The organism is Nocardia sp. CA-128927 (assembly GCF_050955855.1).
In the GTDB taxonomy this organism is placed as follows: domain Bacteria; phylum Actinomycetota; class Actinomycetes; order Mycobacteriales; family Mycobacteriaceae; genus Nocardia.
The window spans coordinates 4,672,071-4,684,589 of the sequence record NZ_CP192087.1 but is presented as its reverse complement, the minus strand read 5'-3'; the positions used below and the strand labels follow the sequence as shown (position 1 = coordinate 4,684,589).

Genomic DNA, 12,519 nt, shown 5'->3' with positions numbered 1-12,519 from the left:
CGTGCAGCCGACAGCGGCGTGATGGTAAGCCCAGCTGGATATCTCCGATTGCCGACCGCCGTTCGCAATGCTTGCAATCTCGCCTGCAACCAGCGGGTCCTGTTGATCGCCTCACCGCCACGAGACTTGCTTGTCGTCTACCCGATGCCCTCCGTGTCAGCGGCACTGTGGGCCCATTGTCCAAACCTGTGGTTAGCGGACCGTTGAAGTCCGACGACCTCAGTACCGCACTCCATCTCATCGCCAGGATGGGACTCACTCTCGAAGACCTGACCTCGGCAAGCGCAGGGTCCACCGCGACGATGCCGACATTCGGCGAGTACATCCCCCGAGTACGAGCAGCGGTACCGAAATCAACGGCCACCGTGTACAACACCTACTGGCGAATCATCGAACGAGATTGGACCACAAGGGCCCTCGACGACCCCTCCGCCACCGAGATCGAGCAGATGGTTCACGACCATCAACGCAATGCCGTGGTCAGGGCCAATTCCCGGGACGGCCGCGCAGCAGTCGGAAACTTCGTCGCTGCCTTCCGGTGCCTGTACAGACACGCCGAGCGCGATCGACTCATATTTCCTTTCGACAATCCGGCCGCGCTGGTTGAAAAGCCTCCACCCCTGCCGGGGCTACGACACGCGCTAACCGTCGTACAAATCCACGAGCTGGCACACGTTGCCGCCACGACAGGGAACGATCCAGCGCTCGACGCGCTCATCGTTCGCCTCCATATCGAGACGGCCTGCCGTCGAGCAGCGGTCTTACGCCTCGAGGTAGGCGACTTGGACGTCGAAGATTGCCTGGTCAAGCTCCACGAGAAAGGCGGAATCATGCGCTGGCACCCCATCTCGCCAACCCTGATGACGCACCTGCTGCGTCACGTCAGCGAACGCGGTGGCCGAGATACGACAACGCGGGTGCTGCGGTATCGCAAAGGTCATCCGCTGTCCCGGCGCCGTTATGACACGCTGTTCGCCCGTATCCGCGCGCACCTGCCATGGGCCGCGTCCCTACAGGTCAGCGCACATTGGATCCGTCACACCACGGTGACGTGGGTCGAACGCGAGTTCGGCCTTGCTATCGCCCGTGCCTACGCCGGCCACAGCGAACACACATCAGCACGCAGTGCGACAACCTTCACGTACGTTCGTCCCTCCGTGGTGGAGCTGGCCGAGGCCCTGGCGGCGCTCACCGGTGAACCCCATCCACTGGCCCGCAATGGCCGACACCCGCTGGCACCCCGACACGAAACAGGAGGCACCCGAGCGTAATGTTGCACGCTATGAACCACTCATTTGTCGCGAACTTGCCGCAAAGTGAGCCTTCCGGGCATACCTGCACTGTACGCATTGCCTCCGACAGATTTCTCACCGTGCCGCGGAGACGACCGCCTCCGTTGCCGCGGTGTCGCCCACGGTGATCCGAACACTCGCAGTGGCAGCGCGGCCACCTGTGGCATCCGGCCGACTTGCGTCACGCCGCGTCCCTGCGCTGGGTCGATCGCAACTTCGGGGACGTCAGTCGGTCAGATCCAGGGCCGCACGCACGACGGCGTCGGTGTCGATGCCGTGGTAGCGGTAGACGTCCTCGAGAGATCCGGCTTGACCGAACTTGCTGACGCCCAATGACATACAGCGCACGTGGTTGATCGTGGCCAGGAACGCGAGCGTGTGGGGATGGCCATCGAGGACCGTCACCATGGGTGCCGCGCGTTCGGTCCCGAAGACTTGATCGAGAATCCAGGTCGGCCCATCGCCGAGCCCGCGACGCGCCTGCAAGGCTTCGAACAACAGGCCCGGACTCGTCACACACACGACGTCGGCGCGGGTACCCATCGCGGCGAGACGGTCCGCGGCGGTGAGAACCTCGGAGGTCATGGCCCCCATACCGACCAGAGTGACCGCGGGACTCTCGACGTGACGCAGGAGATAGGCGCCTGCGATCACCTGCCTGCGGCGCCGTTCGCGGGCGGTGGGATCGGCCGGGATCGCGGCGAGGGCTTGACTGACCGGCCGCGTCGACAGCCGCAGGTACGTGGAGCTGCCATCGGGTCGGCCGAGTCGCGAAATGGCCTCGAGCAGCATCCATTCCACGTCGATCGCGAAGGCGGGCTCATAACTGACACATCCTGGTTGTTCGAGCCCGATCGACGGAGTTTTGATCGACTGATGCGCACCACCCTCACCGGCCAAACTGACACCGGAAGGGGTGCCGACCAGAATCGACTGTCCCCCGGCGTAGATGCCGTAGGACCACGGTTCGAGCGCTCGTTCAACGAATGGGTCGTAGAGGACTCCGATCGGGAAAAGTGGTTGGCCCCACCGGCTCCAGGTCGCGCCCAGCTCGCCCATCAGACCGACAAGGTTGGTCTCGGCTATCCCCAGCTCCATGTGCTGGCCGGTCGGCTTCTCCCGCCAATGCATGATCGTTTCGGCGTCATCGCCGAACCAATCGTGGCGTTCATTCGGTGACCACACGCCGACCTTGTTCAGCCAACCGGCGAGGTTGGTGCTGGAACTGACATCGGGGCTCACCGTGACAACCCGCTTGGCGGCCTCGGGAGCTTGACGAGACAGATCGAGCAGGGCTCGGCCCAAAGCGGCCTGGGTTGTCGCTATCCCCGACGGACTACGTCCGAAGTCGGTCGGCACCGACGGCCTGGTGACCGGCGCCGGCCGTTGCCTGCGCAACCGTTGACCGACGGTCTCGCACAATTTCCCCGCATCGCTTCGGTCATCGAACCTGTCCCACGGCTGATCGGCGTCCATCCCGAGAGTTGTTGCCAGCTCATGAAATTGGTCGACAGTCAGCAGCGAGGAGTGATTCTGGGGGTGTCCTTGTGTCGGCAGCCCATACCCCTTGATCGTGTACGCGATGATCACTGTCGGGCGGGTGTCGTCGATCTGTGCGTACGCCGCCCGCAGCGCGTCGAGATCGTGACCGCCTAGATTCCGAATCGCCTGAGTCAGTGTGTGGTCGTCGAGTTTCGCGATCAGTTCACCGATTGCCGAAGCCTGGGCACTGGCGCCTGGCAGGCGCACACGGAGCTCGTCCACGTCACAGCGCAGCAGGCGCTGATACTCGGGATTGGCCATCTCCAGGATCCGAGACTGCAAGGCAGCACCGCCAGGTCGCTCGAACAGTGCCTCGAGAAGTCTGCCGAAGCGGACCGTCAGCACCTGCCAACCTGCCGCCGCGAACATCTTTTCGAGCCGACCGGCGGCGATGTTGGGGACTACCCGATCCAGCGATTGCCGATTCAGGTCGATGATCCAGACGATCTCACCGAGTTCGGCGACCGAGGGGTCCAGGATCGCCTCCCACACCGCACCCTCGTCCAGCTCCGCGTCACCGACCAACGAATATTGCCGGCCGGTTCCAGCATCGCCGATCGCCGCATTCACATATCTACGGGCGACGGCACCCCAGATCGGTGCGGTCGCACCGATTCCCACGGATCCGGTGGAGTAATCCACCGGATCGGGATCCTTGGACCGGCTCGGGTAGGACTGCAAGCCACCGAACTCACGCAAGGTCGTCAGATACTTCTCGTCGAGTTCACCGAGCAGATAGTTGATCGCGTGCAGGACCGGCGAGGCATGCGGCTTGACCGACACCCGGTCACCCGGGCGCAGTTGCTCGAACCACAGCGAGGTCATGATCGACACCATCGACGCGCACGAAGCCTGGTGCCCACCGACTTTGAGCCCGGAGGGATTGGCACGAACGCGGTTCGCGTGGTGCACGATCGCGGTCGACAGCCACAAGACCGACCGTTGAACTTCTTCGAGAACGTCGGGCGAGCCACCGATCGCAGTTCGCGCGTCGGCGGATGTGCGGGAGATGGGCGCGGTCATGGCGACTTCCTGGTAGGCGATCACGAGCGGCAGGTGGTCCCTGGCGCAAGTCGGCCGATACGACGATGGACGTGGCATTTCGCGGCGCGGGGCTGATGTTCCCGGCTGCGAAGACCATGTCGTCGGGTGCTCGGGTTCACCGACCACCAAGTCACGTCCCGGTTGTGCAGAACTGCAACACAGTCCAGCATTGCTCTAAGAATCGCGCAATCGATGATGTCGATTTTGATCAGAATGCACGCCGCCTGACGACTGCGCTCCTGGAGAGGTCAGCAATATGACAAGCAGGACCACCGCCGACGAGATCGACGCGCGCCTGCTGCTGGCGCTGCGCAAGGATCCGCGGGCGCCGACAGTAGTGCTGGCCGACCGCACCGGGATCTCCCGAAATACCGTGCAAGCGCGACTGAGCCGCTGGGATCAATCCGGCGTGCTCTCCTCATTCGAGCGTCGAGTCGAACCGGCCTTCCTCGGATACCCGCTCCGCGCCTTCGTCTTGACGAATGTCAAGCAGCGACGACTCAGCGAGGTCGCCGCCGCTCTCGACGCGGTCCCGGAGGTCGTCGAGGTACACGGCCTCAGCGGCATCGCCGATCTGTTGATCCAGGTGGTCGCCCGCGATGCGGACGATCTCTACCGAGTCGCCGGCGTCATCCTCGGGATCAAAGGGGTCAAGCGCACCAACACGGCCCTGGTCATGCGCGAACTCGTCGATTACCGACTCTCGCCCCTGATCGAGCCGATCACCGACCGGGGCAATGGGGCAAGCAGTTGAACTTATTTCGTCTCGGCCGGGCGGGGCGTCGAGAGCTTGGTCAACAGGTCGAACAGCTGTTGTTGCTCGTCTGGTTCGAGGCGGGCCAATAGCTCGGCATCCAGCTTCAGGGCCTTCTTTCCGGCCGAACGAAGTGTGGCTTTTCCTTCGTCGGTAAGCCGGAGCAGATAGCGGCGCCGATCTTCGGGATCGGGGTCGCGTGCGATCAGGCCCCGCTTCTCCAGGCGCAGCACTACCCCGCCCAGGGTCGCGGTGTCGACCAGGGCTAGCCGTGAGGTGGTGACCTGGTCGATACCCGGATTGCGAGCCAATGCCGTCATGACCACCAGCTGCGGTTTCGTCAGATCCGGAATCCGCGAATTCCACACCGCGGTGTGCTCCTGCAGGATCTGGCGCATCACATGGTAGGTGATCTCACGGGGGTCAGGCGCAACCAGTCGCTTAGGGGCGGGCACACCCCCGACTTTAATACGCCTACTAATCATATGCACACCTATCATGCGGCCGACACGCCGATCAGCGTGCCCGAGCTCGCGAGATTTGACCAGGAGTACCCCGAGCCCCGAGTCAACGAGTCGGCAGCACCAACAGAGGTGTTCGACCAGGCCATCACGCGGTTCGTGATCTCGATCTCAAAACACACCGTACACAGATAATATGTATACATACTGTCTGTACAAGTATTAATTGAACCCATTCCCGCGCTGGCTCCACCGAATCCACACCACAGATCGAACGTTCTCGACGTGAGGAGACCACGATGAACAGCAACCGAAATGAGGACCTGAATCGGCGAATCGACGCACCGATCGCCGATGATCCCCAACTGGCCGCGGCCGCGCCGAATCCGGTGATCCTGGCAGCGATCGACCATGACGGGGTTCCGTTCGCGGAGATTTTGAAGACCGTCATGTACGGCTACGCCGATCGACCGGCGCTCGGCCAGCGTGCGGTGGCGTTCGTCGCCGACGACGCCGGGCGACGGCACGCGCGACCGCTGCCGTGGTTCGACACCATCACCTATCGGCAGCCGTGGCGGCGTATCGGCTCGGTTGCCGGAGCCTGGCATCACGACTCCGAAATACCGCTACGGGCAGGGGATTTCGTGGCGACGCTCGGATTCGCCAGCATCGACTACCTCACTCTGGATCTGGCGTGCGCTTATCTGGGCGCGGTGTCTGTGCCGCTACAGGCCGGCGCTTCCGCGGCGCAGCTGAGCGCAATTGTCGCCGAGACCGAACCGAAAGCCTTGGCATCCGACATCGAGAATCTCTCCGCCGCAGTGCGATTGGCGCGGGAGGCCGACTCGGTGCGGTGGCTGATCGTGTTCGACTACCAGGACGCCGACGACGACCACCGTGCCGCGCTCGACGCCGCCCACCGCGACCTTGCCGATGCACCGATTCGAGTCGCGACTCTCGGCGAAATGTTGGTACTCGGACGACAGCTACCCGCTCCGCCGCTGCACACTACAGCCCGCGAAGACGATCTCGCATTGATCATCTACACCTCCGGCAGCACCGGTACGCCCAAAGGGGCGATGTACACCGACCGGCTCGTGGCCGAACTGTGGCGGCACGGCTGCGGGAATCCGCTGCCGACCATCGAGCTGTGCTATATGCCCATGAGCCACGTGGCTGGTCGAATGTCGTTGGCGGCCACGCTGGTCGGCGGCGGGACACTCTATTTCGCGGCCCGCAGCGACATGTCGACAATATTCGATGATCTCGCCCTTGTGCGTCCGAGCAAGGTGTTCTTCGTTCCTCGGGTCAGCGAGCTGATCTATCAGCGGTTCTGCGGCGATCTCGCGCGGCGGGCCACCGACGGGGAGCCCAGCGAGATCACGCAACAGGTAAAAGCCGAACTGCGCGAACAGGTTCTGGGTGGACGCATACTGCTTGCCGTGACCGGCAGTGCGCCGATTTCGGCCGAGCTGCGGGAGTTCATGGAGTCCGTGCTGGACGTTCCGTTGTACGACGGGTACGGCACGACCGAAACCGGCGGGGAAAACATCCTCGACACAGTGGTTCGACGGCCGCCAGTGCTCGATTACCGGCTCGTGGACGTGCCCGAGCTCGGCTACTTCCGCACCGATCAGCCGTACCCGCGTGGCGAACTGCTGATCAAGGTCGACACCCAGATCCCGGGCTACTACAAACGCCCCGAGCTCAACGCCGAGATCTTCGACCCGGACGGCTTCTACCGCACCGGTGACGTGATGGCCGAAATCGCACCCGATCGGCTGGTGTATGTCGATCGCAGCAAGAACGTGGTGAAGCTGTCGCAGGGTGAATTCGTGGCGGTGTCGAAACTGGAGGCGCTGTTTATCGGAAGCTCGCTGGTCCGGCAGATCTATGACTACGGTAGCGTCGAGCGTTCCTATCTGCTGGCGGTGGTCGTCCCGACCCCCGACGCGCAGGCTGAGCACCCTGCCGCCGCTGAATTGAAAGCGGCGATCTCGGCTTCATTGCAGCGGGTCGCCAGGGACGCGCAACTGAACTCCTACGAGATCCCTCGTGATCTGATCGTCGAGACCGAACCGTTCAGCGTCGACAACGGATTGTTGTCGGGTATTGGAAAGCTGTTGCGTCCCAAGCTGAAAGAACGCTACAGCGACCGGCTCGAGCGGCGCTATGACGAACTGGATCACCGGCAGGCCGCTGAGCTGACGACCTTGCGCCACGAAGGGCGAACACTACCGGTCACCGAGGCCGTCACCCGTGCCGTGCAAGCCGTGCTCGGCATCTCCGCGACCGCGTTGCAATCTGACGCGTACTTCACTGAACCGGGCGGAGATTCACTTTCAGCACTGTCGCTGTCGAACCTGCTCGGCGAGATCTTTGATATCGAGGTGCCGGTCAACATCATCGTCAGCGCCGCCACCGATCTGCGGGGAATAGCGAATTACATCGAGGCACAACGTGATTCGGAAGAGCACCGACCCACCGTCACATCCGTGCACGGCCACGGCGTGACCATCTGCGCCGCAGACCTGACCCTCGACAAATTCGTTGATCCCGCCACCCTGGCCGTCGCGGCGACGGTTCCGGATGCGGATACTCCGGCCCGCACCGTGCTACTGACTGGAGCCAACGGCTATCTGGGCCGGTTCCTGTGCCTGGAATGGCTGGAGCGACTACATGATTCGGGCGGCCGATTGATCTGCCTGGTGCGCGGCAGGGACGCTACCGCCGCCCGCAAGCGTCTCGACGCCGTCTTCGACAGCGGCGATCCCGAACTGCTGCGGCGCTACCGAAGTCTGGCCGAGGACACCCTGGAGGTCCTCGCCGGTGACGTCGGGCCCGCGGATCTCGGTTTGACACAACAGGATTGGCATCGACTCGCGGGCGTAGTCGATCTGATCGTGCATCCTGCGGCTTTGGTCAATCACGTCCTCCCCTACGAGCAGTTGTTCGGGCCCAATGTGGTCGGCACTGCCGAGATCATCCGGCTGGCGCTTACCGAACGCAAAAAGCCCGTGACCTTCCTGTCGTCGGTCGCGGTGGCCAACCAGATCAATCCGCGGTTCTTCACCGAGGAGGGTGATATCCGGGACATGAGCCCGACCCGCGTCCTCGACGACAGCTACGCCAACGGCTACGGCAACAGCAAATGGGCCGGTGAGGTGCTGCTGCGCGAAGCCAACGAGCACTACGGCCTGCCGGTCGCGGTGTTCCGATCGGACATGATCCTGGCCCACAGCTACTACGCGGGTCAGCTGAACGTCACCGACATGTTCACCCGGCTGCTGCTGAGCCTGTTGATCACCGGCGTCGCGCCGAAGTCGTTCTACGAGCTCGATTCCGACGGTGACCGCCAATGGGCCCACTACGAGGGCCTGCCGGTCGATTTCACCGCTACCGCCATCACCACCCTCGGCGCGATCAGTTCCGGCCACCACACCTTCGACGTGCTCAACCCACACGACGACGGCATCTCGCTGGACACCTTCGTGGACTGGCTCATCGACGCCGGACACCCCATCCGGCGCCTCGACGCCCACGACGAATGGCTGTCCCGCCTCAGCACGGCCCTGCATGCGCTCCCCGAGCGGCAGCGTCAGGCATCGGTCCTGCCGCTACTGGACGCCTACCGCCGACCGGCGGCTCCCAACGCGGAGATGGCCTTGCCCGCCAAGGCCTTCCAGACCGCGGTGCAGGCCGCGGGCATCGGTCCCGACCGCGATATCCCGCACCTGTCGCGTGCCTTGATCGAGAAGTACGTCGCCGACTTGCACCAGCGAAACCTTTTGTGAGCAATCGCAGTACCCGCGAAGGATTCGCAAAGTACAGCGGCTCGTGCCGTATTCGCGGCCCTTCTAGCCTTCTCCGGTCCTTGTGCGGACCGGGATACAAATCCTGAGGAGGATGACAAATGTTTACTGACAAAAGGTTTCGCGCGCACGTACGGACACCACGGTCAGGACATCAACCCGTCCGCCGCCGCGGGATGCTCGTGGCGACAGCGGTGATCGCATTGCTGGCCGGTTCACTCAGCGGGTGTGGCGTTAACAAGGCACAGCCATCAGAGTCCGACAACGCGGTGGTAGCGACCGCATCGGGTTCGGTGCGCGGCGTGGTCACCACGGACAAACGCCAGTTCTCCGGTATCCCCTACGCCGCCGCACCAGTCGGCGACTTGCGGTGGAAGCTGCCGATGCCCCCGCAGGCATGGTCACAAGTGCGGGATGCGACCAATATCGGTGCCGACTGTCTGCAACCCGCAACGAGCGGCCCGGCGGGCACGTTGTCGGGCAGCGAGGATTGCCTGTATCTGAATGTCACGACACCACGCGGCCCAGCCGACCGGCAGCGGCCGGTGCTGGTGTGGATTCATGGCGGCGGTTTCCAAACCGGCAGCGGTAGCTGGTTCGACCCCTCGAAACTGGTAGCCGCCGGTGACATGATCGCCGTGAGCATCAACTACCGGCTGGGTGCCCCGGGCTTTCTGGCACATCCAGGATTGGCACAACCCGACGGGCAAGTCGGCAATTTCGGGCTACTGGACCAGCAGGCCGCATTGCGGTGGGTGCGTGACAACATTGCCGCGTTCGGCGGCGATCCCACCAAGGTGACCATCGCCGGTGAATCCGCGGGCGCGATGTCGGTCTGTGACCATCTGGCCTCGCCGGCGTCGGAGGGGTTGTTCCGCGGCGCGATCCTGGAAAGCGGGCCATGCGAACTTCAGGCGGATCGGACGACCGCGGTCACCCGAAGCGAGGAGTACGCCAACACCGTCGGATGCCCAGGCGGCGATGCCACCGCCGTCGCTCAGTGCCTGCGCGGACTGCCTGCCGACAGACTGATGACCACTCCATTGGAATACGCCGGACCCGCCGGATCGCGTGTTCCCGGCCCGGTCACCGGCCAACCCCTGCTGCCAGAGCCGACCAGCGGCTTTCGTGCTGGCAAAGCCGCGAAGGTGCCGGTGCTGATCGGGACCAATCACGACGAATTCACCTTCTTTGCCGTCAGCGGACCACTCGCCCAGCACCCCATGACCGGCGAGCAGTACTCGCAGCAGTTGGCGCAAATCTTCGGTCCGAATGCCGAGGCGATCGCCGCACGCTACCCACTGACCAACTACGACCAACCGGTGCTGGCCTTCTCGGCGGCGATGACCGACTACGCCATCGTCTGCCCGAACGCCGACATGTCAACCTCCCTGTCCCGTTCGGCGCCGGTCTACGCCTACGAGTTCGCCGACCCCAACGCCGCGCCATTCAAAGGCATGCCCGCTCCGCCACCGTTCCCGCTCGGCGCCGCACATGCCTTCGAGCTGCCCTACCTGTTCGACACCAACTTCGGAACACCCCCGGCGAGCCCGGCCCAGCAGAAGCTCTCGGATCAAATGATCCACTACTGGGCCGCATTCGTGCGCACCGGCGATCCGAACACACCAGGACAGCCGACCTGGCCACAACACAACAACAACACCGCCCTCATCCTCAAACCCGGCACCCTCACCACCGGAAACGTTGCAGCCGAACACAACTGCGACCTCAGGGCGACGATCGCATCCCAGTGACAGCGCAGCCGAGCGACGCATTGGCGGTCGCGGCATCGGCACCGCGACCACCAAAGGCTTTCCAATAGGACTCTCGCGCCGATGGCGCCGAGGAAGGCAGACAATGACTCACACGCACACGTCGTCTTTTCACAGCGCCACAGACCTCGGGGCGCGCGTTCGTCGCGCGCGGAACAAGGCGGCGGTGCCGGGATATGAGATACCGATCGCGTCGACGTCGAGGCCTGGAACCTGGTCGGGGATCCGTTGTGCGAAGCCGTGTACGGTGAGCTGCGGGAACGAAAGATGCTGTCGGGCAATGTGTATGACAACGCGCGTCGCCTGCGGGCGCTGGGCTCGGTGGCGGCTGACCGGTTCTTCGCCGACGTCGAGACGAGCACAGGGGTCAGCCTGCACGACGCCGAAGGTTCGTAACGAGCTTCCTGCGCGAGCCGCTCGGCGCCATTGAGGCCGAGCAAGATACGACAACATCGAACCGTTGCGCACCAAGCTGGTCGGCAATCCAGATGTTGCGATCCGATGCCGTTTCAACCGATCGCCCCAGGGTAGTTCGCCCGAAGCCCACCTGCGCCGATGCACCCGGCATGGTGGCCGGTGGGGATCAGCGAGGTGAAAAGCAATGGCCGACAAGGAAAATGTGCAAGCCGCGAGTCAGGGCCATAGCGAGATGATCGCGCAACCGCACTCGGCCGACGAGGGGGAACCAATCATCGCCGCGGAAGCGGCGGCGGCGCGAGCCAGCACCGAAGATCATCCGCTCGGGCGGCCGGGTCGCCAATTCGACCGGTCCTCACCGTTCATGATCGGACTGATGGGCGCGTTCGGCGTGGCGGTCGCCTACGGCACCATCCAAGCCGTCCTCGCCGTGACTCAGGTGCTTGTCCTGGTCGTTATCGCATTGTTCCTGGCCATCGGCATGGAGCCGGTGGTTTCCTGGCTGGTTCGTCCGTGGTTCCCGCGGTGGGCGGCAGTCACATTGGTGTTCTTGGTCGGGCTCGGCCTGTTCGCCGGATTCCTCGCCGCCGCCATCCCACCGCTGGTGCATCAGGGCGGCGCCCTGGCACATAACGCGCCGGACTATCTTCAGCACCTGCGTCAGCGCTATCCGGTCATCGACAACCTCGACGAGCGCTTCCATCTGCAGGACAAGCTGCAAAAGACCCTGGATTCGAACTCGTCCGTGGTGACCGACGGCGTCCTCGGCGCCGGCCGACTGGCGTTCTCCATCATCAGCGGCACCGTCATCGTCGCGGTGCTCACCGGGTACTTCATGGCGAACTTCAGCCAGGTCCGTGCGTCGATCTACCGGCTTCTTCCCCGTTCGCGCCGACCGCGCGCCATCCTCATCGGCGACGAGATCTTCGTCAAAGTCGGCGGCTACATTCTGGGCAACCTGATCATCTCCCTGATCACCGCGGTCCTCACCTTCATCTGGTTGCTGTTCTTCGACGTCCCCTATCCCCTGCTGCTTGCCGTCCTAGTTGCGGTGCTCGACCTGATTCCAGTCGTCGGATCCACCGTGGCCGGGGTGATCGTCGCGCTTGTCGCGCTGACGGTTTCGGTGCCGGTCACCATCGCAACGGTGATCTTCTTCATCGCGCTGCGGCTGATCGAGGACTATGTGCTCGTTCCTCGGATCATCGGCCGGTCGGTGGAGGTCCCGGCCCTCGTTACCGTGGTTGCGGTCCTACTCGGCGGTGCGTTGCTCGGCATCGTCGGTGCGTTGCTCGCCATCCCCGTCGCTGCCGCGTTGCTGCTGATCATGCGCGAAACCGCGTTCCCCTCGCTGGATCAGCGTTGAGCGCATCGGCACGCCGGCGATGACCCCGCCCCTACTCCCCCGCACCGCATTGACGGCAG

At 63.9% G+C, this 12,519-nt stretch carries 8 protein-coding genes; 6 read left to right on the top strand and 2 right to left on the bottom strand.

Annotation, left to right across the window (positions count from 1 at the left end):
- Positions 1-302 precede the first annotated feature (302 nt).
- Positions 303-1,271, top strand: a complete 969-nt coding sequence (locus tag ACQPW1_RS22025; protein WP_433664571.1) for a tyrosine-type recombinase/integrase — start codon at positions 303-305, stop codon at positions 1,269-1,271.
- Positions 1,272-1,517: 246 nt separating this feature from the next.
- Here ACQPW1_RS22025 and ACQPW1_RS22020 read toward each other — a convergent pair whose 3' ends face one another.
- Entirely contained in the window at positions 1,518-3,857 is a 2,340-nt protein-coding gene (locus ACQPW1_RS22020) for a transketolase-like TK C-terminal-containing protein (protein WP_433664570.1), read from the bottom strand.
- Between the two features lie 277 nt (positions 3,858-4,134).
- Here ACQPW1_RS22020 and ACQPW1_RS22015 point away from each other — a divergent pair, with 277 nt between their 5' ends.
- Entirely contained in the window at positions 4,135-4,632 is a 498-nt protein-coding gene (locus ACQPW1_RS22015; protein WP_433664568.1) for an Lrp/AsnC family transcriptional regulator, read from the top strand.
- A 2-nt stretch (positions 4,633-4,634) separates the two neighbouring features.
- Here the strand turns inward: ACQPW1_RS22015 and ACQPW1_RS22010 are convergent, their stop codons facing one another.
- A complete protein-coding gene (locus tag ACQPW1_RS22010; RefSeq protein ID WP_433664566.1) occupies positions 4,635-5,087 on the bottom strand; it encodes a MarR family winged helix-turn-helix transcriptional regulator in 453 nt (150 codons plus the stop codon).
- A 305-nt stretch (positions 5,088-5,392) separates the two neighbouring features.
- On the opposite strand from ACQPW1_RS22010, the gene car reads away from it, so the two are divergent.
- From car to ACQPW1_RS21990, 4 genes are all read left to right on the top strand, one after another.
- The gene (gene car / locus ACQPW1_RS22005) at positions 5,393-8,887 is read left to right on the top strand and encodes a carboxylic acid reductase (protein WP_433664565.1); all 3,495 of its coding nucleotides are present in this window, start codon (positions 5,393-5,395) and stop codon (positions 8,885-8,887) included.
- A 194-nt stretch (positions 8,888-9,081) separates the two neighbouring features.
- A complete protein-coding gene (locus ACQPW1_RS22000; protein WP_433665304.1) occupies positions 9,082-10,659 on the top strand; it encodes a carboxylesterase/lipase family protein in 1,578 nt (525 codons plus the stop codon).
- Between the two features lie 246 nt (positions 10,660-10,905).
- Complete coding sequence (locus ACQPW1_RS21995) at positions 10,906-11,073, top strand: hypothetical protein (protein ID WP_433664564.1); 168 nt, start codon at positions 10,906-10,908, stop codon at positions 11,071-11,073.
- A 205-nt stretch (positions 11,074-11,278) separates the two neighbouring features.
- Positions 11,279-12,460: an AI-2E family transporter gene (locus ACQPW1_RS21990; RefSeq protein WP_433664563.1), complete on the top strand. Its 1,182-nt coding sequence runs from the start codon at positions 11,279-11,281 to the stop codon at positions 12,458-12,460.
- The last annotated feature ends 59 nt before the right edge of the window (positions 12,461-12,519 follow it).